At 53.7% G+C, this 25,805-nt stretch carries 24 protein-coding genes; 12 read left to right on the top strand and 12 right to left on the bottom strand.

Annotated elements, in window-relative coordinates; genetic code table 11:
• Positions 1 to 19 precede the first annotated feature (19 nt).
• The 6 genes from NA986_RS08655 to syd all read right to left on the bottom strand — a co-directional run bounded on the left by NA986_RS08655 (position 20) and on the right by syd (position 5,933).
• Positions 20 to 1,360: an enolase C-terminal domain-like protein gene (locus NA986_RS08655; RefSeq protein ID WP_000211801.1), complete on the bottom strand. Its 1,341-nt coding sequence runs from the start codon at positions 1,358 to 1,360 to the stop codon at positions 20 to 22.
• Entirely contained in the window at positions 1,357 to 2,715 is a 1,359-nt protein-coding gene (gudP, locus tag NA986_RS08650) for a galactarate/glucarate/glycerate transporter GudP (protein WP_000097015.1), read from the bottom strand. Before gudP ends, NA986_RS08655 begins: the two co-directional genes overlap by 4 nt.
• Positions 2,716 to 3,196: 481 nt before the next feature.
• The gene (locus tag NA986_RS08645) at positions 3,197 to 3,646 is read right to left on the bottom strand and encodes a flavodoxin (protein ID WP_000807736.1); all 450 of its coding nucleotides are present in this window, start codon (positions 3,644 to 3,646) and stop codon (positions 3,197 to 3,199) included.
• 18 nt (positions 3,647 to 3,664) lie between these two features.
• The gene (truC, locus tag NA986_RS08640; protein WP_000890028.1) at positions 3,665 to 4,447 is read right to left on the bottom strand and encodes a tRNA pseudouridine(65) synthase TruC; all 783 of its coding nucleotides are present in this window, start codon (positions 4,445 to 4,447) and stop codon (positions 3,665 to 3,667) included.
• Positions 4,447 to 4,776: a YqcC family protein gene (locus NA986_RS08635; RefSeq protein WP_023215986.1), complete on the bottom strand. Its 330-nt coding sequence runs from the start codon at positions 4,774 to 4,776 to the stop codon at positions 4,447 to 4,449. The genes truC and NA986_RS08635 overlap by 1 nt, the downstream gene beginning before the upstream one ends.
• A 611-nt stretch (positions 4,777 to 5,387) precedes the next feature.
• Positions 5,388 to 5,933, bottom strand: coding sequence for a SecY-interacting protein (gene syd / locus NA986_RS08630; protein ID WP_023215985.1), 546 nt, complete (start codon positions 5,931 to 5,933; stop codon positions 5,388 to 5,390).
• A gap of 68 nt (positions 5,934 to 6,001) precedes the next feature.
• On the opposite strand from syd, the gene queF reads away from it, so the two are divergent.
• The 5 genes from queF (at position 6,002) to xni (ending at position 12,533) form a co-directional block, all read left to right on the top strand.
• Entirely contained in the window at positions 6,002 to 6,850 is an 849-nt protein-coding gene (queF, locus tag NA986_RS08625; RefSeq protein ID WP_023215984.1) for an NADPH-dependent 7-cyano-7-deazaguanine reductase QueF, read from the top strand.
• Positions 6,851 to 6,962: 112 nt separating this feature from the next.
• Complete coding sequence (gene ppnN, locus NA986_RS08620) at positions 6,963 to 8,327, top strand: nucleotide 5'-monophosphate nucleosidase PpnN (RefSeq protein ID WP_000627973.1); 1,365 nt, start codon at positions 6,963 to 6,965, stop codon at positions 8,325 to 8,327.
• A 564-nt stretch (positions 8,328 to 8,891) separates the two neighbouring features.
• A complete protein-coding gene (sdaC, locus tag NA986_RS08615; protein ID WP_000450462.1) occupies positions 8,892 to 10,181 on the top strand; it encodes an HAAAP family serine/threonine permease SdaC in 1,290 nt (429 codons plus the stop codon).
• A gap of 58 nt (positions 10,182 to 10,239) precedes the next feature.
• Positions 10,240 to 11,607 carry an L-serine ammonia-lyase II gene (gene sdaB / locus NA986_RS08610; protein WP_000626384.1) on the top strand — a complete coding sequence of 456 codons (1,368 nt, stop codon included), beginning with the start codon at positions 10,240 to 10,242 and terminating at the stop codon, positions 11,605 to 11,607.
• A 170-nt stretch (positions 11,608 to 11,777) separates the two neighbouring features.
• Positions 11,778 to 12,533, top strand: coding sequence for a flap endonuclease Xni (gene xni / locus NA986_RS08605; protein WP_001818022.1), 756 nt, complete (start codon positions 11,778 to 11,780; stop codon positions 12,531 to 12,533).
• Between the two features lie 91 nt (positions 12,534 to 12,624).
• On the opposite strand, the gene fucO is transcribed toward xni, so the two are convergent.
• Positions 12,625 to 13,773, bottom strand: a complete 1,149-nt coding sequence (gene fucO, locus NA986_RS08600) for a lactaldehyde reductase (RefSeq protein ID WP_020899172.1) — start codon at positions 13,771 to 13,773, stop codon at positions 12,625 to 12,627.
• Positions 13,774 to 13,789: 16 nt separating this feature from the next.
• A complete protein-coding gene (fucA, locus tag NA986_RS08595) occupies positions 13,790 to 14,437 on the bottom strand; it encodes an L-fuculose-phosphate aldolase (protein WP_000440819.1) in 648 nt (215 codons plus the stop codon).
• 555 nt (positions 14,438 to 14,992) lie between these two features.
• Here fucA and fucP point away from each other — a divergent pair.
• The 5 genes from fucP to fucR all read left to right on the top strand — a co-directional run bounded on the left by fucP (position 14,993) and on the right by fucR (position 20,827).
• A complete protein-coding gene (gene fucP, locus NA986_RS08590) occupies positions 14,993 to 16,309 on the top strand; it encodes an L-fucose:H+ symporter permease (RefSeq protein WP_000528622.1) in 1,317 nt (438 codons plus the stop codon).
• Positions 16,310 to 16,340: 31 nt separating this feature from the next.
• Positions 16,341 to 18,116 (top strand): L-fucose isomerase, encoded by a 1,776-nt coding sequence (gene fucI, locus NA986_RS08585; protein WP_000724126.1) that lies wholly within the window; start codon positions 16,341 to 16,343, stop codon positions 18,114 to 18,116.
• Positions 18,117 to 18,216: 100 nt separating this feature from the next.
• Positions 18,217 to 19,635, top strand: coding sequence for an L-fuculokinase (gene fucK, locus NA986_RS08580; RefSeq protein WP_053444830.1), 1,419 nt, complete (start codon positions 18,217 to 18,219; stop codon positions 19,633 to 19,635).
• A gap of 1 nt (position 19,636) precedes the next feature.
• Positions 19,637 to 20,059: an L-fucose mutarotase gene (gene fucU, locus NA986_RS08575; RefSeq protein ID WP_000920848.1), complete on the top strand. Its 423-nt coding sequence runs from the start codon at positions 19,637 to 19,639 to the stop codon at positions 20,057 to 20,059.
• A 57-nt stretch (positions 20,060 to 20,116) separates the two neighbouring features.
• Positions 20,117 to 20,827, top strand: coding sequence for an L-fucose operon activator (gene fucR, locus NA986_RS08570; protein WP_000642330.1), 711 nt, complete (start codon positions 20,117 to 20,119; stop codon positions 20,825 to 20,827).
• A 58-nt stretch (positions 20,828 to 20,885) separates the two neighbouring features.
• Here the strand turns inward: fucR and rlmM are convergent, their stop codons facing one another.
• The 4 genes from rlmM to NA986_RS08550 all read right to left on the bottom strand — a co-directional run bounded on the left by rlmM (position 20,886) and on the right by NA986_RS08550 (position 23,884).
• Positions 20,886 to 21,986, bottom strand: a complete 1,101-nt coding sequence (gene rlmM, locus NA986_RS08565; RefSeq protein WP_001045494.1) for a 23S rRNA (cytidine(2498)-2'-O)-methyltransferase RlmM — start codon at positions 21,984 to 21,986, stop codon at positions 20,886 to 20,888.
• Entirely contained in the window at positions 21,979 to 22,374 is a 396-nt protein-coding gene (locus NA986_RS08560; RefSeq protein WP_000203913.1) for a DUF423 domain-containing protein, read from the bottom strand. The genes rlmM and NA986_RS08560 overlap by 8 nt, the downstream gene beginning before the upstream one ends.
• Before the next feature lie 18 nt (positions 22,375 to 22,392).
• Positions 22,393 to 23,310, bottom strand: coding sequence for a glycine cleavage system transcriptional regulator GcvA (gene gcvA / locus NA986_RS08555; protein WP_000044409.1), 918 nt, complete (start codon positions 23,308 to 23,310; stop codon positions 22,393 to 22,395).
• Between the two features lie 346 nt (positions 23,311 to 23,656).
• Positions 23,657 to 23,884 (bottom strand): YgdI/YgdR family lipoprotein, encoded by a 228-nt coding sequence (locus NA986_RS08550; RefSeq protein ID WP_000750393.1) that lies wholly within the window; start codon positions 23,882 to 23,884, stop codon positions 23,657 to 23,659.
• A 192-nt stretch (positions 23,885 to 24,076) separates the two neighbouring features.
• On the opposite strand from NA986_RS08550, the gene csdA reads away from it, so the two are divergent.
• Complete coding sequence (csdA, locus tag NA986_RS08545; protein WP_000991053.1) at positions 24,077 to 25,282, top strand: cysteine desulfurase CsdA; 1,206 nt, start codon at positions 24,077 to 24,079, stop codon at positions 25,280 to 25,282.
• A complete protein-coding gene (csdE, locus tag NA986_RS08540; RefSeq protein ID WP_023215981.1) occupies positions 25,282 to 25,725 on the top strand; it encodes a cysteine desulfurase sulfur acceptor subunit CsdE in 444 nt (147 codons plus the stop codon). The genes csdA and csdE overlap by 1 nt, the downstream gene beginning before the upstream one ends.
• Positions 25,726 to 25,805 lie beyond the last annotated feature (80 nt).

Raw genomic sequence — 25,805 nt, 5'->3', positions numbered from 1 at the left:
ACTGTGTCCTTATTCAGAATTAGTGACGACCAAAAACAGGGCGTTTGCGGTCAAAAGTCCAGCCGGGGATCAGGTATTGCATCGGGCCTGCATCATTACGCGCGCCGCCTGGCAGCTTTTTATACGCGTCATGCGCTTTTCGCACCTGTTCCCAGTCAAGCTCCACGCCCAGTCCTGGCGCATCCGGAACGGCAATTTTGCCGTTTTTAATTTCCAGCGGATTTTTAGTCAGGCGGCAATCGCCCTCCTGCCAGATCCAGTGCGTATCAATAGCGGTGGGTTTGCCTGGCGCCGCCGCGCCGACATGGGTAAACATCGCCAGTGAAATATCAAAATGGTTATTCGAATGGCAGCCCCAGGTTAGCCCCCAGTCATCGCACAGTTGCGCCACGCGAACGGCGCCGGTGAGAGTCCAGAAATGCGGGTCGGCAAGAGGAATGTCTACCGCGTTGAGCATCACCGCATGCCCCATTTCGCGCCAGTTGGTGGCGATCATATTGGTCGCCACCGGCAGTCCTGTCGCGCGGCGGAACTCCGCCATGACTTCACGACCAGAGAATCCTTGCTCCGCGCCGCACGGATCTTCCGCGTAGGTCAGTACATCTTTCAGCCCTTTGCACAACGCAATGGCTTCATCCAGTAGCCAGGCGCCGTTCGGATCCACGGTAATACGCGCGTCCGGGAAGCGTTTTTTTAGCGCGCGAACGGTATCAATCTCTTGTTCGCCCGGCAGCACGCCGCCCTTGAGTTTAAAATCTTTAAAACCGTAGCGATCCTGAGACGCTTCCGCCAGCCGCACGACCGCGTCGCTGTTCAGCGCTTCCTGATGGCGCAGGCGATACCATTCATGACTGCCCGGCGTGCTTTCCAGATACGGCAGATCGGTTTTAGTACGATCGCCAATATAGAAGAGATAGCCTAACACGGTGACGGCATCGCGCTGTTTACCGGGTCCTAACAGTTCACAGACCGGCACATTAAGCGCCTGCCCCAGTAGATCAAGCAGCGCCGCTTCCAAAGCTGCCACCGCGTTAACCCGCAGTTCAAACGTCCATGCGCCTTTACCAAAGGTGTCAAAATCAGCAGCCTGGTTGCCTTTATGCACCTGTTGCACCACTTTGTTCAGGCGGGCGACTTCCTGGCCTAATACCATCGGAATAGCATCGACCAGCGTCTGATAAATCACTTCTCCGCCCGGCGCCTCGCCGACGCCAGTATGCCCGGCGTTATCGGTGAGGACGACGATGTTACGGGTGAAGTACGCGTTATGCGCGCCGCCGATGTTGAGTAGCATACTGTCATGTCCGGCAACCGGAATGACCTTCATGTCCGTAATAACGGGACTGGATTGCGTTGTCATGATAATTGTCCTGCGACAGGTTTCAGTTCAATACGCTTAATATCACCTACCAGCACCAGATAGCTGATGATGGCCACCAGGGCATGTACGCCGACATAGATCAACGCGCCGTTGAAGGAACCGGTGGTGCCAACGATGTAACCAATCGCGATTGGCGTCACAATACCGGAGATATTGCCGAACATATTAAACAAGCCGCCGGAAAGACCGCTGATCTCTTTCGGCGCGGTATCCGCCATTACTGCCCAGCCCAACGCGCCGATACCTTTACCGAAGAAGGCCAACGCCATAAAGCCGATGATCATCCATTCCACGTTCACATAGTTACAGAACACCATAACCATTGACAGCAACATCCCCAGCACAATCGGCGTCTTGCGCGCGATATTCAGGGAGCCAGTACGACGCATCAGCCAGTCGGAAATGATGCCGCCCAACACGCCGCCGATAAAGCCGCAGACTGCAGGAACCGAGGCGACAAAGCCCGCTTTGAGAATCGACATGCCGCGCGCCTGGACCAAATAGACCGGGAACCAGGTAATAAAGAAATAGGTCAATGCGTTAATACAGTACTGACCGATGTAAACGCCAATCATCATACGAGAGCCCAGCAGCTGTTTGATCTGGCCCCATTTGACGCTAAACGGTACTTTCGCTTTGGTGTCTTTCTGATCCATATTGATCAGCGCGCCACCTTCTGCGATGTACTCCAACTCTTTCTTATTTACGCCCGGATGGTTATTTGGTTCATGGATAACTTTCAACCAGATAAAGCTGATGATGATCCCTAACCCGCCCATAAAGAAGAAGACATGCGACCAGCCCACTTCGTGCGTCAGCCAGCCCATAATCGGCGCGAAAATAACCGTGGCAAAGTATTGCGCGGAGTTAAAGATGGCCACTGCCGTTCCCCTCTCCTGCGCCGGGAACCAGGCCGCAACGATGCGACTGTTACCCGGGAAAGAAGGCGATTCCGCCAGACCAACCAGGAAACGAAGCGTAAAGAGGGCGACAATAATGCCGAAACCACTAAAGATATCGACAAAACCCTGCAACAGGGTGAAGACTGACCAAATGAAAATAGACCAGAAATAGACGCGTTTGGAACCAAAGCGGTCCAGCAGCCAGCCACCCGGGATCTGCCCGATAACATAGGCCCATGAAAAAGCAGAAAAAACATAGCCCATGCCTACCGGATCAAGGCCGATATCTTTGGCCATTTCTGAGCCGGCAATGGACAATGTGGCGCGGTCGCCGTAGTTGAAGGATGTGACGATAAACAGCATCACCACTATCCAGTAGCGGGCGTTCGTGCGTTTCTCCGCACTGCTCGCCGCGTGACTTAATGAACTCATTGTTGCACTCCTGAAATTTCGCGTTAGCTACGCTCACTCTGAACTGCACAACCGGTAGGGAATCAGAGATAACGTTTCCTTGTTGCAGCTTTTATTAGGTCGTTTGCTTTGCACGCTGCATGCTTTTATTCACTGGCAGGAGAAGTATAAAAAGCGCGCCACACACACTCACCGTGCAACAACACAGTATTTTGGCGATGAATTACGCCTGTTTATGGCAAAAGCCCAGGACAGTGGAAGCCACTTCACGGAAATGAAATCAGAAGGCGCCAGGCGTCGACGCAGGAGGAATAAAAAGAGAAGAATGTGAAACAGGTCGCTTGATTACATGAAAACGCCCGTAAAAAACTGCCGCTTTTGCGGGCATATGCCCAAAGCTAACACGATTCAGTTACTTTACACTGTATACAGGTCGTGATTTTGCTTACTGGCAACGCAAGCAAACGAAAAGGTACCCTCCCGTAGGGGGGAGGGATTTACCTCAGGAAAGTAAAGTTCCCCAGTTTTCAACCCAGGGATTGGACTGGCTCTCCGGCTCCGGATGTTCGCTGGCGTCAATGAATAACATCTCCCCCACCCGCTGCGCGCTTTGCTCCTGCAACAGGGCATCAAACTGTTTGCCGCCATTACAGAAATTGGGGTAGCTGCTATCACCTAACGCAATCACCCCGTAACGCAGGTTTGGCTGAAAACCCAACGTATCTTTAATGCCGTGAAAGAGCGGCGCAATGCTATCCGGTAGATCGCCCTGCCCGGTCGTCGAGGTAACGACCAGCGCAACCTTATCCTGATATTGCTGCCAGTCGGACAGTTCAGGATCTTCAAACACGGTCGCGCTGTGGCCCTGTCTGGCGAGGATCGCTTCCGCTTCTTCCGCCACCAGCAGTGAGTTGCCATACATGGTCCCGACAAAAATACCAATTTCCGCCATTATGCGTATCTCCCTGAATTATGCCTGATGAGTCTCATCCTGCCGGGACGCCGCCGTAAACTCAACCCTTTCATTGTCAGGGAGAAGTCCACGCCAGCCAAACTGTGTCAGCGCCTGCATCCAGGTTTCATCCAACCCGGCCTGAATTATCAACGGCTGTCCGGTGAAGGGGTGCGTCAGTTCAAGCCGACTGGCATGAAGCATCAGGCGACGACAGGCAAAATGCTCTGCGGCGCTGCGGTTTTGTCGCAAATCGCCATGCTTGCTGTCGCCGATGATAGGATGACGCAGATGCGCCAGATGACGACGAAGCTGGTGCTTGCGTCCCGTTTTTGGTTCCAGCTCAACCAGACCATAACGCGTGGTGGGATAACGTCCGGTCGGCACCGCCATTTCGACCGTCGCCAGCCCGCGATACTGCGTTACAGCCGGCTGGGGCGCTTTATCTTCGCGGGCGAATTTATCGGCAATTTTATCGCGCTCTTCCACCAGCGGATAATCCAGTACCGCGTCATCCATCAGCCAGCCGCGCACAATGGCATGGTAGCGTTTACGGATGTGGTGCTGCTCGAACTGCTGCGCCAGACGGCGTCCCGCTTCGCTGGACAGCCCCATTAACAGTACGCCCGACGTGGGTCTGTCGAGACGGTGGGCGGTAAAAACATGCTGGCCGATTTGGTCGCGCACCGTTTGCATGACAACGACTTTTTCGTCGCGATCCAGCCAGCTCCGGTGAACAAGCCAGCCTGCGGGTTTATTCACGGCAACCAGCCACGGGTCTTGATAGAGGATCTCCAGCATCAGGATTTATCGCGGACGAATAGCGCATCCAGATCCTGCAAAACCGCCAGGATCGCCTCGCGCTGCGGATGATCCGCCGCCAGCGCCATTTCATAATAAGGGGCGACGGCAAACGCCTCGGGCAGCGGCTGCGCATTATCAAGTAGGGTATGCAGACGTGGGATCAATACCCATTGCAGCCATTCCAGCGGTTCCATGGTATCCATAAAAAATGGTTGGGTGCTGGTAAACAGGTGCGCCTGCGGCGCATCCTGCCGCCAGTGGCGATGCTCGCGCAGCAGCGTTTCAAGCGCATGTAACTGCTGACGCACACGGTCATGAGTCGTCATGTTAAAAACCTCAATGATGAAAATCTGGCGCGAAGAATAACAAAAAAAAGGGAGCACTGTATAAACAGTGCTCCCGGTTCGTTTCGCAGCATTCCAGCTACTTTTCGTGCTCCCTGCTCATCCGTGACAACTTTTCCTGTGACCTTACGGCCTGTTCATCCTGAACGTTTGCATCCTGCGCACATCGCCCGATGTGATAGCTTCTTCCTGAAGCGTCCCTGGTCATCCAGACCCGCCGAACATCCTGATCGGCTCTCGTTCTCCGTCCTGGAGGTGTCCTTTAACGCATCCTGCGCTTTCCACTTTGCTTCATCCTGAAGCCTTTCCTTGTAACACCATCCTGGCGTGTCCTGCTGAAGCGTCATCATCCTGACGTTCGCTTCGTTGTACGACTCCCTGTCGACGAAGATAGAATCGCCTGTTTCCCCTTGTCTTACAAGACGCTTACAGACAATACCTTAAGTAAATTTTCATATGAAAGTGCGCAAAAACATTTTAATTAGTTGTTTTATATAGACTTACATAAGAAAACGGGGCTCAGTATCCGCTGATATCCTGGCGATCTCCTACAGACTTTGTAAGAGATCTCTCACACCCGTTAGGGCAAACGATTACAGAAGAGGATTAAGTTGCGTAAGGAATTCCGCAAGCGTTGCGGCAAGAACGGTACGATTGCGGGTGCCCAGCGTTTCTTTAATCACCTCGCCGGACAGATTACAGACCGAAATGACCTCAAGCTCATTTTCCTGCGTCGCAATAAAAAGCGTGGGAGGAAGCTTGAGCCGCTTTTGCGTGACCAGGTGGCCTATCAGATTTTCCTGCACGCGCCGAAAGTCATCCTGACTCCAGGTTTGCAGTAGCGTAAGCTTTTCATCCGCAAACTGCGCGGGCATGTCGCCAGCAAACTGCGTGGTGTAAAACGCGTGGAGCGCAGGTTGTACCATAATATCAAAGGCGCGTTCAACCGCGTTTACATTTTCTTCGCCTTCAAAAGGTTGCGGCTGCCAGTAAACGGCATTGCGGGTTGAAGAAATAATGCACGGAGAAGGTACGCCATACAGTTCTTCGCTCAACGGCCAGCTACCGTGTTTTTCTTGCCACGCGTCGCAGTAACGCGTCGTAAAGGCTTTCAATGCCTGCGCTGTCAGTTCGTCCACCAGTTTCTCTCTTCATAAAAGCCAGGATACACTTGGCGCATAGTGTATCTGGTTTATGACGGTGAAACATGTCTTCTTATGAAAACCATCAGGCTCTTGATGGCCTGACTCTCGGAAAATCAACGGATTACCGGGACAATTATGACGCCAGCCTGCTGCAGGGCGTACCGCGCAGTTTGAATCGCGACCCGCTCGGATTAACAGCCGATAATTTGCCGTTCCACGGCGCGGATATCTGGACGTTGTATGAACTTTCCTGGCTTAACAGCCAGGGTCTTCCGCAGGTCGCCGTCGGGCATGTCGAACTGGATTACACCAGCGTTAATTTAATCGAATCCAAAAGTTTTAAACTGTATCTGAACAGCTTTAACCAGACGCGCTTTGACACCTGGGAGACGGTGCGCCAGACGCTGGAGCGCAATCTGCGCGCCTGCGCGCAGGGCAACGTTAGCGTGAGGCTTCATCGTCTTGATGAGCTGGAAGGACAGCCTGTCGCCCATTTCCACGGCGCCTGTATTGACGATCAGGATATCAGTATCGACAACTACCAGTTTACTACCGACTATCTGCAACATGCGGTCAGCGGCGAGAAGCAAGTAGAGGAGACGCTGGTCAGTCATCTGTTGAAATCCAACTGCCTGATCACCCACCAACCGGACTGGGGCTCGATACAAATTCAGTATCGCGGGCGCAAAATCGACAGGGAAAAACTGCTGCGTTATCTGGTCTCCTTCCGTCACCATAATGAATTTCACGAGCAGTGCGTAGAGCGTATTTTCAATGACATTCTGCGCTTCTGCCAGCCGGAAACGTTAAGCGTTTATGCGCGCTATACCCGCCGCGGCGGGCTGGACATTAATCCCTGGCGCAGCAATACCGATTTCGTGCCCGCCACGGGCAGGCTGGCGCGACAGTAATTTTTTTGTCAATTTTGCGTGCCGGATTGCGCATGTAAGGTTGTGAAAGGTCATCAGCCAGGGCTATTGTAATCAACAGGGAATGGCGTGTTGCGTCCCATAAGGAGTTTACTTGATTACACATATTAGCCCGCTTGGCTCAATGGATATGTTGTCGCAACTGGAAGTGGACATGCTGAAACGCACGGCCAGTAGCGACCTGTATCAACTGTTTCGTAACTGTTCACTTGCCGTTCTTAACTCCGGCAGCCTGACCGACAACAGCAAAGAGCTGCTGTCCCGCTTTGAAAATTTCGATATTAACGTACTGCGCCGCGAGCGCGGCGTGAAGCTGGAATTGATTAATCCGCCTGAAGACGCCTTTGTTGACGGGCGGATTATTCGTGCGCTACAGGCTAACCTGTTCGCGGTGCTGCGCGACATTCTCTTTGTGAATGGGCAGATCCACAATGCTGGTCGTTTCCAGCATCTGGATCTTGAAAGCTCAACACATATCACCAATCTGGTGTTCTCCATTTTGCGCAACGCCCGGGCGCTGCACGTCGGCGAAGCGCCAAACATGGTGGTATGCTGGGGCGGCCACTCAATTAACGAAAACGAGTACCTGTATGCCCGTCGCGTCGGCACGCAGTTGGGATTACGCGAGCTGAACATCTGCACCGGCTGCGGCCCTGGGGCGATGGAAGCCCCCATGAAGGGCGCGGCGGTCGGTCACGCACAGCAGCGCTATAAAGACAGCCGCTTTATCGGCATGACTGAACCTTCCATTATTGCGGCTGAACCGCCTAACCCGCTGGTGAACGAACTGATCATCATGCCGGATATCGAAAAACGCCTGGAAGCGTTCGTCCGTATCGCACACGGTATCATCATCTTCCCGGGCGGCGTGGGTACGGCGGAAGAGCTGCTTTATTTGCTGGGGATTCTGATGAATCCAGCCAATAAAAATCAGGTGCTGCCGCTGATCCTGACCGGACCAAAAGAGAGCGCCGATTACTTCCGCGTGCTGGATGAATTTATTACCCATACGCTGGGCGAAGCGGCCCGCCGTCATTACCGCATCATCATTGACGATGCGGCGGAGGTAGCGCGGCTGATGAAGAAAGCGATGCCGCAAGTGAAAGAGAATCGCCGCGATACTGGCGACGCCTATAGTTTTAACTGGTCGATGCGTATTGCACCGGATCTGCAGGTGCCGTTTGAGCCGTCGCATGAGAATATGGCCAACCTGAAACTGTACCCGGATCAGCCGGTTGAGATTCTGGCGGCGGATCTGCGACGCGCCTTCTCCGGTATTGTCGCGGGGAACGTGAAGGAGGTCGGGATACGCGCCATTGAAGCTAATGGTCCGTATAAAATCCACGGCGATCGAGAAATGATGCGTCGCATGGACGATCTGCTGCAGGGTTTCGTCGCGCAGCATCGTATGAAATTGCCGGGTTCCGCCTACATCCCCTGTTACGAGATCTGCGCTTAGCGCTTATGCCCGGTTGCCGCCAGCAGCCGGGCGCTTCTCCCATTCCTTTCATTGCGGTATGGCGATTCACGTATTCCTTCATTTTTTATGATGATCATCAGAGGCATAGCCCGCATTGTTTTATAAACACCATTTATAATTCACCATAAATAGATTGTCAGGCAAACGTTTACTTCACTCCTCTTACCGTGATTTATCGGTTCAAACTCTTATTCTTCGCCAGAATCCACTAAAAACCTTGATTTTTATAGTCAAACCTCCGTATCTTGCGCCCCAATCTTTCCGGCCTTATATCGTTAATGGTAGCCTTCGCGCCCGGAAATTCGTTATGACGTTTTTTTAATAGATTAATGGTCCAAATTTATCCATGTAAGAAGCGGATTATTGCATTTGAGATCGGGATCACTGATAGATTCATCACTTAAATGTATCTTTCCGCCCGAAAATTATTACGGCGAAAAATTATATAAAAAGCGTCCCTAAGCAGATTTCATTTTACGATCAGGTCTTTTTTCATTGGATTAGACCAGCAACCTGATTTTTAGCATCCTCCAGGAGAAATAGATGGAAACCACTCAGACCAGCACGATTGCTTCGATTGACTCTCGAAGCGCATGGCGCAAAACGGATACCATGTGGATGCTGGGCCTTTACGGCACGGCAATCGGCGCGGGCGTTCTGTTCCTGCCGATCAACGCAGGCGTCGGCGGCATGATTCCGCTCATCATCATGGCGATTCTCGCTTTCCCGATGACCTTTTTCGCACACCGTGGTTTAACCCGCTTCGTGCTGTCCGGTAAAAACCCGGGTGAAGACATCACTGAAGTCGTTGAGGAACACTTCGGTATCGGCGCAGGTAAACTGATTACCCTGCTCTACTTCTTCGCGATTTACCCCATCCTGCTGGTTTACAGCGTGGCGATTACTAATACCGTGGAAAGCTTCCTGACCCACCAGTTAGCGATTAATCCGCCGCCGCGGGCGATTCTTTCCCTGATCCTGATTGTTGGCATGATGACCATCGTGCGCTTCGGCGAGCAAATGATCGTTAAGGCGATGAGTATCCTGGTATTCCCGTTCGTCGCTGCGCTGATGCTGCTGGCCTTGTACCTGATCCCGCAGTGGAACGGCGCGGCGCTGGAAACGCTGTCCTTTGATTCCGCCGCGTCTACCGGTAACGGTCTGTGGATGACGCTGTGGCTGGCGATTCCGGTGATGGTTTTCTCTTTCAACCACTCCCCGATCATCTCCTCCTTCGCGGTTGCGAAGCGTGAAGAGTACGGTGAAGGCGCAGAGAAGAAATGTTCTAAAATTCTGGCCTTCGCCCACATCATGATGGTGCTGACCGTGATGTTCTTCGTCTTCAGCTGCGTGCTGAGCCTGACGCCGGCAGATCTGGCAGCGGCAAAAGAGCAGAACATCTCTATCCTGTCTTACCTGGCGAACCACTTTAACGCGCCGATCATCGCCTGGATGGCGCCGATCATTGCGATGATTGCTATCACCAAATCCTTCCTCGGCCACTACCTGGGCGCGCGTGAAGGCTTTAACGGGATGGTGATTAAATCGCTGCGTGGTAAAGGTAAATCCATCGAAATCAACAAACTGAATAAAATTACCGCGCTGTTCATGCTGGTCACCACCTGGATTGTGGCGACGCTGAACCCCAGCATCCTGGGCATGATTGAAACCCTGGGCGGCCCGATCATCGCGATGATTCTGTTCCTGATGCCGATGTATGCCATCCAGAAAGTACCGGCAATGCGTAAGTACAGCGGTCATATCAGCAACGTATTCGTTGTGATTATGGGCCTGATTGCCATCTCCGCTATTTTCTACTCACTGTTCAGCTAAGTCCTTTAGCGCCGCTTACCGCGGCGCTTCTCTATGATACAACCGCAATGGATGCCCTATGATTAGCGTATTCGATATTTTTAAAATCGGCATTGGCCCTTCCAGTTCTCACACCGTCGGACCAATGAAAGCAGGCAAGCAGTTCACGGACGATCTGATTGCCCGCCATATCCTTACAGATGTCACCCGCGTCGTGGTGGATGTCTACGGCTCTCTGTCATTGACGGGTAAAGGCCACCACACTGATATCGCCATTATTATGGGCCTGGCGGGGAATCTGCCGGACACCGTCGATATCGACGCCATTCCGTCCTTTATCCAGGATGTGAACACCCATGGGCGTTTACTACTGGCTAATGGGCAGCATGAAGTCGAATTTCCGGTCGATAAGTGCATGAATTTCCACGCCGACAACCTGTCTCTGCATGAGAACGGGATGCGTATTACCGCGCTGGCGGGCGATAAGGTGCTCTACAGCCAAACCTACTACTCCATTGGCGGCGGCTTTATCGTCGATGAAGAGCACTTTGGTTTGACGAATAGCGAACCCGTTAACGTACCGTACCCTTACAAAACCGCCGCGGATTTACAGCGCCACTGCCAGGAGACGGGTCTGTCGCTCTCCGGTCTGATGATGCAAAACGAACTGGCCCTGCACAGTAAAGAAGCGCTGGAGCAGCATTTCGCCAGGGTCTGGGAGGTGATGCGCAGCGGTATTGAGCGCGGTATCACCACCGAGGGCGTATTGCCGGGCAAACTGCGCGTTCCGCGTCGCGCGGCGGCGCTGCGTCGGGTGCTGGTCAGTCAGGATAAGACCACCACCGATCCGATGGCGGTCGTCGACTGGATCAATATGTTCGCGCTGGCGGTGAACGAAGAGAATGCCGCAGGCGGACGAGTAGTCACTGCGCCGACTAACGGCGCATGTGGTATTGTGCCGGCGGTGCTGGCGTACTATGACAAGTTTATCCGCGAAGTAAATGCTAACTCGCTTGCTCGCTATATGCTGGTCGCCAGCGCGATTGGCTCGCTGTATAAGATGAACGCCTCTATTTCCGGCGCCGAAGTGGGTTGTCAGGGAGAGGTCGGCGTGGCCTGTTCCATGGCGGCAGCGGGTCTGGCCGAGCTGCTGGGCGGTAGTCCGGCGCAGGTGTGTATCGCCGCAGAAATCGCCATGGAGCACAATCTGGGGTTAACTTGCGATCCGGTTGCCGGCCAGGTCCAGGTTCCCTGCATTGAGCGTAACGCGATTGCTTCAGTCAAAGCGGTCAACGCCGCGCGTATGGCGCTGCGCCGTACCAGCGAACCGCGCGTATGCCTCGATAAAGTGATTGAGACCATGTACGAAACCGGTAAAGACATGAACGCTAAGTACCGCGAAACTTCGCGCGGCGGCCTGGCGATGAAGATCGTTACCTGCGATTAATTCTCAGCACATTTTAGGATCTGTAGGCCGGATAAGGCGCTCGCCGCCATCCGGCTTTTGTTGCCTGATGGCGCCTCGCTTATCAGGCCTACGGATAGCGCTATTTCGCAATGCTCGCCTCCCCCCGCCGTGAATGTTACCCTACGCGCAGGTTTGTAAGGGAGAACACCGTGGCTGCTCATCTGCTTATCGTCGACGCGCTCAATTTGATTCGCCGTATTCACGCCGTTCAGGGATCGCCCTGTGTGGAAACCTGCCAACACGCGCTCGATCAATTGATTATCCACAGCCAGCCAACCCATGCCGTAGCGGTATTTGATGACGACGCGCGCAGCAGCGGCTGGCGTCATCAGCGTTTGCCGGACTACAAAGCAGGACGTCCGCCGATGCCTGACGATTTACATAATGAAATGCCCGCCCTACGCGCCGCGTTTGAACAGCGCGGCGTACGCTGTTGGGCATCAGACGGTAACGAAGCGGACGATCTGGCGGCGACGCTGGCGCTAAAAGTTACCGAAGCCGGGCACCAGGCAACCATTGTGTCAACCGATAAAGGCTATTGCCAGTTGCTCTCTCCGGGATTGCGCATTCGCGACTACTTCCAGAAACGCTGGCTGGACGCGCCGTTTATTGAAAAAGAGTTTGGCGTACTCCCCCGGCAGTTGCCGGATTACTGGGGTCTGGCAGGAATCAGCAGTTCGAAAGTCCCCGGCGTTGCCGGTATCGGCCCCAAAAGCGCGACCCAGCTATTGATTCAGTTTCAAAATCTGGAGGGAATTTACGCCCATCTGGACGAGGTGCCGGAAAAGTGGCGCAAAAAGCTTGAGACGCATAAAGAAATGGCATTTCTTTGCCGCGATATTGCACGTCTGCAAACCGATTTACATATCGACGGAAACTTACAGCAGCTACGGCTGGTGCGGTAGTTTTGTTGCCGGATGGCGGCGTGAACGCCTTATCCTGCCTACAGGACTGCACGAAATGTAGAGCGGATAAGCGCAGCGCCATCCGGCAAAATTACCAGGCGGTATGATACAGTTCGACAATGTCCGCCAGACTCGCTTCACGCGGATTGCCGCCCGTACAGACATCATCGAACGCCGCCTGCGCCAGCGCCGGGATATCCTCTTTTCGAACGCCGACATCACGCAAATGCAGCGGAATTCCCACATCGCGATTTAGCGTAAATACGGCTTCCACTGCGGCATTACGCGCCTCTTCAAGACTCAATCCTTCTACCTTCACCCCCATCGCCCGGGCGATATCACGGAATTTCTCGTTGGTAGACCCGGCATTGAAACGCATCACATGCGGAAGCAAAATAGCATTCGCGACGCCGTGTGGCGTGTTGTAAAACGCGCCCAACGGATGCGCCATCCCATGCACCAGTCCCAGCCCCACATTGGAAAACCCCATCCCGGCAACGTATTGCCCCAGCGCCATCGCCTCACCGGCCTCTTTTTCTCCGGCTACGGCGCCGCGTAGCGCGCCAGCAATAATCTCAATGGCTTTGATATGTAATGCATCCGTCAGCGCCCATGCGGCCCGGGTAATATAGCCTTCAATAGCATGGGTTAGCGCATCCACGCCCGTTGCCGCTTTCAGCGCGGGCGGCATACCGTCCATCATATCGGCATCGATAAATGCCGCCTGCGGAATATCATGTGGATCGACACAAACGAATTTGCGCCGTTTCTCTTCATCGGTAATCACATAATTGATAGTGACTTCCGCCGCGGTTCCCGCCGTTGTCGGGATCGCCATAATCGGCACGCTGGGTTTACGGGTCGACGATAGCCCTTCCAGACTGCGCACATCGGCAAATTCCGGATTGTTACTGATAATACCGATCGCTTTGCAGGTATCCTGCGGAGAACCGCCGCCAATGGCGATGAGATAGTCCGCGCCGCTTTGGGTAAAGACCTTAAGCCCTTCCTGGACAACAGAAATCGTAGGATTAGGGATCACGCCCGCATAGATCTCCCACGCCAGCCCTGCGGCATCCATTCTGCTTGTCACCTTATCGACCACACCGCATTGCACCAGCGTTTTATCGGTAACAATCAGCGCTTTATGATAACCGCGGCGCGTTACCTCATCGGTTAATGCGTCCACCGCTCCCCGGCCAAACCATGCCGTTTCATTCAGAATCATTCTGTTCGCCATCGCCTGTCTCCTGACATCACTCTTCAATACGTAATCCGTAAGTTTTAAATTTCTCCAGTACGATAGCGATCGCCTCGTCATCCAGTACCGGTACCGGATCGACAATGGCCAGCGTACTTAAATAGAGCTGCGCCAGCACTTCCACTTCATGCGCCAGCCACAACGCTTTGTCTAAATTTTCTTCACAAGCGATAAGCCCGTGATGCTGTAACAGCGTCGCTTTACGATTTTTAAGCGCCACGGCAACATGGTCAGAAAGTTCGCGGGTGCCAAAAGTGGCGTAGGGCGCGCAGGGAATAGAGTTTCCTCCTGCGGCGGCAATCATGTAGTGAATCGCCGGAATCGGGCGATTCAGGATCGAGACTGCCGTACAATGGACAGCGTGGTTATGTACCACGGCATTGGCGTCAGGGCGCGTCTGGTATGCCGCCATATGAAAACGCCACTCGCTGGAAGGCAGCTTGCCCTGCTCATGCTGACCGTCAGCATCAATAAAAACAATGTGCGACTCTGTCAGCTTCTCGTAGGGGATCCCCGTCGGCGTAATCAGCAATCCGCCCTGATAACGTACGCTCACGTTACCTGCCGTCCCCTGATTTAACCCTAACCGCGTCATTTCCAGACAGGTATCAATAATCTGCCGCGCCAGTCTATTTCGTTCCATTATTTACCTCTCTCTGTGATTCAAAATGAGACAACAAAACCGCCTTTCGCATCGCGCTGCTGTCCTGTTGAAATAATCGAATAGTTAGCAACTATCATCATACTGAATAAAGAGAAGGGAATTTAAATAACGATATTTTGTGATTCACATCAATTAATTCGCCACGATAAACCAGACGCCTACCGTTTCTCTCGCCGATAAATGCCCGCTCTTAATAATATTTTTTAAAACGGGCAAAAATGAAGAATAAGTTACTACTGCCCGTTTTCGTGGCAATAATTTAATTCGGGCATTCAGTCTGTGGTTTTTTAAATTAAACATCTCAAACGGTCATTTTTTTATGGAAATTAAAGTGATGATAATCACAGAACGCTCTGCTCTCAGGTATAAATGTGACCGCCATCATATTAAAAGGCCTTTTTTATTTGAAAATGAATCCATGAGTTCATTCCGGACGCCAATTTATTACCGGAAAGAAAAGCGAACTCACCTAATTTTACGGTCTGGTGACCAGAACCGACCGCACGCAAAAGCTTCTGAACCGATGAGGATGCTATGGGAAACACAACAATACAAACGCAGAGTTTTCGTGCTGTGGATGCAGAGCAAAGCAAGAGCAAGCGCTACATTATTCCATTCGCCTTACTTTGCTCGCTATTTTTTCTGTGGGCCGTCGCCAATAATCTGAATGACATTTTATTACCGCAGTTTCAACAAGCTTTTACGCTAACTAACTTTCAGGCTGGGCTTATTCAGTCAGCCTTTTATTTCGGTTATTTCGTCATTCCAATCCCCGCTGGGATTTTGATGAAAAAACTCAGTTATAAAGCAGGGATTATCACCGGGCTTTTTTTGTATGCTGTTGGCGCCGCATTATTCTGGCCTGCCGCTGAGATAATGAATTACACATTATTTTTAATTGGCCTGTTTATCATCGCCGCCGGTTTAGGCTGCCTTGAAACTGCAGCCAACCCTTTTGTTACGGTATTAGGTCCAGAAAGCGGCGGACATTTCCGGCTTAATCTGGCGCAAACTTTTAACTCCTTTGGCGCTATTATCGCCGTTGTGTTTGGGCAAAGCCTTATTTTGTCTAACGTGCCGCATCAATCGCAAGAAGCGCTTGATAAAATGACGCCGGATCAGCTTAGCGCCTATAAACACAGCCTGGTGTTATCGGTACAAACGCCATACATGATTATCGTCGCCATCGTATTAGTAGTTGCGCTGCTGATTATGCTGACCAAATTTCCGGCCCTGCAAAGTGACGATCATAGCGATGCTAAACAAAGCTCTTTCTTATCTTCTCTCTCCCGACTCATCCGTATCCGCCACTGGCGCTGGGCGGTGCTGGCGCAGTTCTGCTACGTGGGGGCGCAAACCGCCTGCTGGAGCTATCTGATCCGCTACGCCATTGAGGAGATCCCTGGAATGACGCCCGGTTTCGCCGCCAACTACCTGACCGGCACGATGGTGTGCTTCTTTATCGGCCGTTTCACCGGGACCTGGCTTATCAGCCGCTTCGCGCCGCATAAAGTGCTGGCCGCCTACGCCCTGTTTGCCATGCTCCTGTGTCTGATTTCCGCCTTTAGCGGCGGACATATCGGCCTGCTGGCGCTGACGTTGTGTAGCGCATTTATGTCAATCCAGTACCCGACCATCTTCTCGCTGGGTATCAAAAATCTGGGACAGGACACTAAGTACGGCTCGTCTTTTATCGTCATGACCATCATTGGCGGCGGTATTGTCACGCCAGTAATGGGCTTCGTTAGCGACGCCGCAGGCAAAATCCCGACCGCCGAACTGGTTCCGGCATTGTGCTTTGCCGTCATCTTCATTTTTGCCCGTTTCCGTTCACAAGCGGCGACAAACTGAACATTTATCCGAATAACGTGAGGAATCTGTCATGAAAAAAATCAGCTTACCGAAAATCGGTATCCGCCCGGTGATTGATGGACGTCGTATGGGCGTACGCGAGTCGCTCGAAGAGCAAACCATGAACATGGCGAAAGCGACGGCGGCGCTCATCACCGAGAAAATCCGCCACGCCTGTGGGGCACAGGTGGAGTGCGTCATTGCGGATACCTGTATTGCCGGAATGGCGGAATCCGCCGCCTGTGAAGAAAAATTCAGTAGCCAGAACGTGGGCGTGACCATTACCGTTACGCCGTGCTGGTGCTATGGCAGCGAAACCATTGATATGGACCCGATGCGTCCGAAAGCCATCTGGGGCTTTAACGGCACAGAGCGTCCCGGGGCGGTTTACCTTGCCGCAGCGCTGGCGGCGCACAGCCAGAAAGGCATTCCGGCGTTCTCCATTTATGGCCATGACGTGCAGGATGCCGACGATACCTCCATTCCAGCCGACGTCGAAGAAAAACTGCTGCGTTTTGCGCGGGCAGGGTTAGCGGTAGCCAGCATGAAAGGCAAAAGCTACCTCTCCGTCGGCGGCGTGTCGATGGGGATCGCGGGTTCCATTGTCGATCATAACTTCTTTGAATCCTGGCTGGGCATGAAGGTGCAAGCGGTAGATATGACCGAACTGCGCCGCCGTATCGATCAAAAAATTTATGATGAGGCCGAACTGGAGATGGCGCTGGCGTGGGCGGATAAAAACTTCCGCTACGGCGAAGATCAGAACGCCTCGCAGTATAAGCGCAATGAAGCCCAGAACCGCGCGGTGCTAAAAGAGAGCCTGCTGATGGCGATGTGTATTCGCGACATGATGCAGGGCAACAAGACGCTGGCGGACAAAGGGTTAGTTGAAGAATCGCTGGGCTACAACGCCATTGCCGCCGGCTTCCAGGGCCAGCGCCACTGGACCGATCAATACCCGAACGGCGATACCGCCGAAGCGCTGCTCAATAGCTCTTTTGACTGGAACGGCGTACGCGAACCGTTTGTCGTCGCCACCGAAAATGACAGTCTGAACGGCGTAGCGATGCTGTTTGGCCATCAACTCACTGGTACCGCGCAGATCTTCGCCGACGTGCGAACCTACTGGTCGCCGGAAGCCGTAGAACGCGTCACCGGCCAGGCGCTTAGCGGACTGGCGGAGCACGGCATTATTCACCTGATTAACTCCGGTTCTGCCGCTCTGGACGGTGCCTGTAAACAGCGCGACAGCGAAGGCAAGCCGACCATGAAACCACACTGGGAAATCAGCCAACAAGAGGCGGATGCGTGTCTGGCGGCCACTGAATGGTGCCCGGCGATTCACGAATACTTCCGCGGCGGCGGCTACTCATCCCGTTTCCTGACCGAAGGCGGCGTACCATTCACCATGACCCGCGTGAATATCATCAAAGGCCTGGGGCCAGTACTGCAAATCGCCGAGGGCTGGAGCGTCGAACTGCCGAAAGCGATGCACGATCAGCTTGATGCCCGTACCAACTCTACCTGGCCTACCACCTGGTTTGCGCCGCGTCTTACCGGCAAAGGCCCGTTTACCGATGTCTATTCGGTGATGGCGAACTGGGGTGCTAACCACGGCGTACTCACCATCGGCCATGTAGGGGCGGACTTTATTACTCTTGCCGCGATGCTGCGTATCCCGGTATGTATGCACAACGTGGAGGAGGCGAAGATCTACCGTCCTTCCGCCTGGGCGGCTCACGGTATGGATATCGAAGGCCAGGATTATCGCGCCTGCCAGAATTATGGCCCGCTGTATAAACGTTAATGCGGCTTAGCCCGGTGGCGCAGGCTTACCGGGCCTACGGGCGCGTGAACCGTAGGCCGGATAAGCGTAGCGCCATCGGGCGGCGTTTATGGAGTTATCTATGAAACAAGACGTTATCCTGGTTCTCGACTGCGGTGCGACTAACGTTCGGGCGATCGCCGTTGATCGCCAGGGGAAAATTGTCGCCCGCGCCTCAACCACTAACGCCAGCGACATTGCCGCAGAAAATAGCGCCTGGCATCAGTGGTCGCTGGACGCCATCCTGCAACGTTTCGCCGACTGCTGCAGGTCACTCTCCAGCGCCCTGTCGGAGTGTGTTGTTCGCGGTATTACGGTGACTACGTTCGGCGTCGATGGCGCGCTGGTCGATGCGCAGGGTAAGCTGCTCTACCCGGTCATCAGTTGGAAATGCCCGCGAACCGCTGCCGTGATGGAAACGATTGAGCGCTTTATCTCGCCCCGGCAATTGCAGACGCTCTCCGGCGTCGGCGCGTTCAGCTTTAACACGCTGTATAAACTGGTCTGGCTTAAAGAGAATCATCCGCGCCTGCTGGAACAAGCTCACTGCTGGCTGTTTATCTCGTCGCTGATTAACCACCGTCTGACCGGCGAGTTTACGACCGATATCACTATGGCAGGCACCAGCCAGCTCCTGGATATCCATCAGCGCGACTTTAGTCCGGAAATCCTGCAGGCGACGGGCCTGGCGCGCCGCCTGTTCCCGCGTATCGTGGAAGCGGGCGCCCCGATAGGCACGCTACAGACAGACGCGGCCAGGCTACTCGGTCTCCCGGCGGGTGTGCCGGTGATCTCTGCCGGACACGATACTCAGTTCGCGTTATTCGGCGCTGGCGCGCAGCAAGGTGAACCAGTGCTCTCCTCCGGAACCTGGGAGATTCTGATGGTGCGCAGCGGTCAGGTGGATACCTCGCTGCTCAGTCAGTATCCGGGCTCGACCTGTGAACTGGACAGTCAGTCGGGGCTTTATAACCCCGGAATGCAGTGGCTGGCCTCCGGCGTACTCGAATGGGTACGAAAACTGCTGTGGACGCCGGAAACGCCATGGCAAACGCTGATCGACGAAGCGCGCGCTATTCCCGCTGGCGCGGAAGGCGTGCGGATGCAGTGCGATCTACTCGCCTGCCAAAATGCAGGCTGGCAGGGCGTGACGCTCAATACCACCCGCGGCCATTTCTATCGCGCCGCGCTGGAAGGCCTAACGGCGCAACTGCAGCGTAATCTGCGCACGCTGGAGAAAATCGGTCATTTTAACGCCACAGAACTGTTACTGGTTGGCGGCGGCAGTCGCAACGCTTTGTGGAATCAAATTAAAGCGAATCAGCTTGCTCTCCCTATCAAAGTGCTGGACGATGCGGAAACCACCGTGGCCGGCGCTGCCATGTTTGGCTGGTACGGCGTAGGCGAATTTAGTAGCCCGGAGCAGGCGCGCGCGCAGGTCAATTATCAGTATCGCTATTTCTGGCCGCAAACCGAACCCGAAATTATTGAGGGAGTATGAAATGCTAAAAACCATTTCACCGTTAATTTCCCCGACACTGCTCAAAGTGCTGGCCGAGATGGGCCACGGGGACGAAATCATTTTTTCCGACGCTCACTTTCCCGCGCATAGCCTGGGCCCGCAGGTGATTCGCGCCGATGGTCTTAGCGTCAGCGATCTACTGCGGGCAATTATTCCGCTCTTTGAGCTGGATAGCTACGCCCCGCCGCTGGTGATGATGGCCGCCGTGGAAGGCGACACGCTCGACCCCAGCGTTGAAGCGCGCTATCGCGATGCCTTGTCATTAGAAGCGCCGTGCCCGGATATCGTTCGTATCGACCGCTATGCGTTTTATGAGCGGGCGCAAAAAGCGTTTGCGATCGTTATCACAGGTGAGTGCGCGAAGTACGGAAATATTCTTTTAAAAAAAGGGGTAACGCCGTAATCTCTTGCCGGTGCGCCCGCATGACGCGGGCGTTCATCGAATGATGGGGTGAGAAAAATGAAAGCGGCACGCCAACAAGCGATAGTCGATCTGCTGATCAATCATAAAAGTCTGACCACCGAAGCGCTGGCCACCCGGCTTAACGTCAGTAAAGAGACCATCCGCCGCGATCTCAGTGAACTACAGACGCAGGGAAAAGTGCTGCGTAATCACGGACGAGCTAAATATATTCATCGTGAAAATCAGGACAGCGGCGATCCATTCCATATCCGCCTGAAAAGCCATTATGCGCACAAAGCCGATATTGCCCGTGAAGCGTTAGCGTGGATAGAAGAAGGAATGACGATTGCGCTGGATGCCAGTTCAACCTGCTGGTATCTGGCCCGCCAGTTGCCGGATATTCCCATTCAGGTTTTTACCAATAGCCATCCTATCTGTCAGGAGCTGGGAAAACGCGAACGCATTGCGCTGATAAGTTCCGGCGGCCAGCTTGAACGTAAATATGGCTGTTACGTTAACCCGTCGCTTATCTCACAGCTAAAATCGCTTGATATCGATCTGTTCATCTTTTCCTGCGAGGGGATCGACGGCGGCGGCGATCTGTGGGACTCCAATGCGATCAACGCCGATTTTAAATCTATCCTGCTCAGGCGCGCCTCGCAGTCTTTATTATTGATTGATAAAAGTAAATTTAATCGTTCAGGAGAGGCGCGCATCGGCCATCTGGATGACGTGACGCATATTGTTTCAGACGCGCCGCAGTCATAGGCCGGATAAGCGTGCGTCATCCGGCGCTGATGACGCGCCGGATGACGGCAGCGCGTTTTTATCGCTCGTCGCGACGCCCGCCAACAGCCGCCCACAACCGACGCACGTGCACCGTCACTTCTTCGCGATCGTGATAAAGCTGACGCGCCTGGATCTGCGCATTAACGCCATGCTCATCCAACTGCGCCTGAAGATACGCCAGGTTATGCGACACCTCTTCATAGCGTTTTTTCATCGGCAGTTTAAGGTTAAAAATCGTCTCCCGGCACCAGCCGTTCACCAGCCACTGCGCCATTAACGCGGTGACTTTGGCCGGCTTCTCCACCATATCGCAGACCATCCATGAAATATTATTCCGGTTCGGACGGTACCTGAAGCCATCCTCACGCAACCAGGTCACCTGTCCGGTGTCCATCAGGCTTTGCGCCATCGGGCCGTTATCTACGGAGTAGACCCACATATTGCGCTTCACTAACTGGTACGTCCATCCGCCGGGACAGGCGCCCAAATCCACCGCATACATGCCGTTCGCCAGACGTTCATCCCACTCATCTTCCGGGATGAAAACGTGGAGCGCCTCTTCCAGTTTCAGCGTTGAGCGGCTCGGCGCATCAGACGGAAACTTCAAACGCGGAATGCCCATATAAAACGGTGAATTGTTATGCGCGAACGAATAACCGGTATAGCAGCATCCTGGCGCGATAAAAAAGACATGAACGACCGGACGCTTCGGCGTTTCATAATTCGTCAATACGCCCGCATCACGCAAAGCCGCGCGCAGCGGCACCGTAAATTTGCGGCAGAACTTCATCAGTTCTTTACTTTCATTGGTGTCGGCGACTTCAACTCGCAGCTCGCCGCCCTTTTCCACTACGCCCTGCAACATGCCGACAATCGGCGTAATTCTGTCTTCCGGCGGTAAATGTTGCAGCAGTTCACCCACCACAAACCACTGGCGGGCGAAAATCAGCGAACTGAACGGCAGTTCTGAAATCAGCTTTTCGCCATCTTCCGGCTGGTAGCATTCATAAATGACATAGCCTGCGTTCTCTTTTACGCGTGCAAAACCAAATATTTCCCGTTTTCCCGCTTTATCGGTAATTTCTGCAGCGCACTCTTTTTCAAACCCCGGACGGCAGAGCAATACAACTTTATTCATGGCTCGCGCCCTTACGTTTCATACGAATGGCGCCAATCAGCAATAGCGCCCAGCCCACCAGGAAACTGACGCCGCCGACAGGCGTGATATACGCCCACAGGCGCAGATGCGAAAGCGCAAGGCAGTACAGACTGCCGCTAAACAGCACCGTGCCCAGCGCCAGAAAAACGCTGCTCCAGTAAAACCAGATGCTGATACGGCGCTGCATCGCCACCGCCAGGCCAAAGATCGCCAGCGTATGGAACGCCTGATATTGCAGGCCGGTCTGAATCCAGCCCATTTCAACCACGCCCAGGGTTTTACTCAAAACATGCGCCCCGAACGCGCCCAGAGCAACGTAAATAAAACCGCTGATAGCGGCGACAATCAGCATAAAACGGCTGGTCATGGTCATACCCTAAGTTAATTATTGTTCGTAACGAAAACGGAATTTTTCTTGCTCCGTCGCCGCCTTCGCCAAAATCCACTGACGGAAGGCGGCTATTTTACCCAGTTCTGCCTGGCTGTCATGACAAACCAGATAAAAAGCATTCTTACTCACCAGAACATCGTTAAATGGACACACCAGTCGCCCGGCTTCAATTTCCGACTGCGCCATAACATTATTCGCCAGCGCGATCCCCTGTCCGTGAATAGCGGCCTGTAGCACCATCGCGCTGTGGCTAAATATCGGCCCTTGCTGAACGTTAATATGGTTGAGCCCTAACTGACGAGTATAGGCCTGCCAGTCACGCCGGGAGGCGTCGTGCAATAGCGTGTGTTTCGCCAGATCTTCCGGCGTTTTTAACGGTTTTTCGCCTGTGAGTAATAAAGGAGAACAGACGGGCAGTAAATATTCTGCGTATAATTTTTCGACGCGCAAGCCCGGCCAGTTTCCCCGGCCATAAAAAATCGCGACATCGACATCGTCTGCCAGTTTATCTTCCTGACGGTCAACGGCTTGTATCCGAACGTCAATTCCCGGATAAGCTGAGTTAAAGCTGGAGAGCCTGGGCACCAGCCACTGGATGGCAAAACTGGGCGGTAAACTCACCGTCAGCGCCCCTTTGGCACTGCGCGCCTGGAGCTTACGCGTTGCTTCCGTGAGCTGGGAAAATATCTCTTTAATGTCGAGAAAATAGCTTTGGCCTTCTTCCGTCAGCAACAGCGAACGATTGCGGCGGCGGAACAGTTTTAGCCCCAAAAAATCCTCAAGTGACTTAATTTGGTGGCTTACTGCGGCCTGCGTCACAAAAAGTTCTTCCGCTGCTCGCGTAAAGCTCAAATGGCGCGCGGCAGCATCAAAAACGCGTAACGCATTTAAAGGAGGTAATCGTTTTGACATGGCCTCTGGACTTAATGTCGAATGAATTTAACAAATAGGTAACAATATGTAACCTATTAGTTTTTTTAATCTGAGACATTATAAATTGTCCGTTGAGGTTCTACCAGCAAATACCTATAGTGGCGGCACTTCCTGAGCCGGAACGAAAAGTTTTATCGGAATGCGTGTTCTGATGGGCTTTTGGCTTACGGTTGTGATGTTGTGTTGTTGTGTTTGCAATTGGTCTGCGATTCAGACCACGGTAGCGAGACTACCCTTTTTCACTTCCTGTACATTTACCCTGTCTGTCCATAGTGATTAATGTAGCACCGCCATATTGCGGTGCTTTTTTTTGTATAACAAACGGTTAGTTTTCCAGAGCCACCATCTCTTTCACGTCAGTACGATTGATCTGCTGTTTGTTGCCATTAGCGTCTTTATACGAAATCATACCGGTATCGTTATCGGTCTGGGGTTTACCGTCGGTCACAATGCTACGTCCATCATTGGTGTGCATAACGTAATTAGGACCGGAACAGGCGCTCAGGGCAAAAGTCAGCATACATGCAGAGATAATTGCGGCAGTCTTTTTCATCTTCTTCTCCTTAAAGCTGTTTGTGCTATTTAAAGCGGACTCCGTAACAGGCTTAAACATTCGCCTAACATTATTCAGCATAACCTCCTTTACATAATTCGCCAGGATATACAGACGATTCCGATGGTTAGGACAAACCTTGTATCAGCCGCGCTTTTACGCCACGATCGGTAAACTGAACCGAGGAATATCATGAACGCTTTTAATCCCACGCAGTTTCGCGCGCAGTTTCCCGCGCTAGCCGATGCGGGTGTTTATCTCGATAGCGCCGCCACGGCATTAAAGCCACAGGCAGTCATTGACGCCACGCACCAGTTTTATTGTTTGAGCGCCGGTAACGTTCATCGTAGCCAGTTTGCGCAGGCGCAGCGCCTGACGGCGCAATATGAAGCGGCCAGAGCAAAAGCGGCGAGACTGTTAAACGCGCCCGATGAAAAAAGTATCGTCTGGACACGCGGCACCACCGAAGCGATCAACATGGTGGCGCAGTGTTACGCCCGTCCTCGTCTGCGCCCCGGCGATGAAATTATCGTTAGCGTCGCCGAGCATCACGCCAACCTTGTGCCCTGGCTGATGGTGGCGCAACAAACCGGCGCGCAGGTCATAAAACTGCCGCTTAATGACCGGCGTCTTCCTGATGTTGAGCGTCTGCCGGAACTGATCACGTCGCGCAGCCGGATTCTGGCGCTGGGGCAAATGTCGAACGTAACGGGCGGCTGCCCGGATCTCGCAAGCGCTATCAGCGCCGCTCACGCAGCGGGAATGGTCGTGATGGTAGATGGCGCGCAAGGCGCGGTACACTTCCCGGCGGATGTCCAGCAGCTTGATATCGATTTTTATGCTTTTTCCGCCCACAAACTGTATGGCCCGACCGGTATCGGCGTGCTGTACGGTAAGCCGGAGCTTCTTGAGGCGATGTCGCCCTGGCTCGGCGGCGGCAAGATGATCCGCGACGTTAGCTTTGAAGGCTTCACCACTCAAAGCGCTCCCTGGAAGCTGGAAGCGGGGACGCCGAACGTCGCCGGGGTCATCGGCCTGAGCGCTGCGCTGGAATGGCTGTCCGATATCGATATTGAACAGGCCGAAAACTGGAGCCGCGGGCTGGCGACGCTGGCGGAAGACGCACTGGCGAAACGTCCGGGCTTTCGTTCGTTCCGCTGCCAGGACTCCAGCCTGCTGGCCTTTGATTTTGTCGGCGTGCACCACGGCGATATGGTGACGCTGCTGGCGGAATACGGTATTGCGCTCCGGGCCGGGCAACATTGCGCCCAGCCATTGCTGGCGGAACTTGGCGTCACAGGGACGCTGCGCGCCTCTTTTGCGCCGTATAATACCCAACATGATGTGGATGCGTTGGTTAACGCCGTTGACCGCGCGCTGGAACTGCTGGTGGATTAATGACAAACCCTCTTTATACCGGACACCCGTTCGGCACAACGGTAACGGAAGAGACGTTACGCGCTGTCTTTCTCCCGCTGACCCAATGGGAGGATAAATATCGTCAGTTGATTCTGTTAGGAAAACAGCTCCCCGCTCTGCCGGATGAATGCAAAGCGCAGGCGAAAGAGATAGCCGGCTGCGAGAACCGCGTCTGGCTGGGCTTTACCCGATCAGATAACGGAACGATGCACTTTTTCGGCGACAGTGAGGGGCGGATTGTCCGCGGCCTGCTGGCGGTATTGCTCACCGCGGTGGAAGGAAAAAACGCCGCCGAGTTGCAGGCTCGTTCACCGCTGGCGCTGTTTGACGAGCTGGGTTTACGCGCCCAGCTTAGCGCCTCACGTAGTCAGGGGCTGAACGCGCTGAGCGAAGCGATTGTTGCCGCAACGCATAAGGGTTGAAATAGCGTAAATATTCTGTCGCCTGACAGCGCCGCCCGCGGCGGTCAGGCGATGCAGATAAAATAATCCAGTCACTTTAT

This window comes from Salmonella sp. NW177, assembly GCF_051811585.1.
Classification (GTDB): domain Bacteria; phylum Pseudomonadota; class Gammaproteobacteria; order Enterobacterales; family Enterobacteriaceae; genus Salmonella; species Salmonella enterica.
Note: the sequence above shows the minus strand (reverse complement) of the source record. Positions and strands in the feature narration are given on the sequence as shown.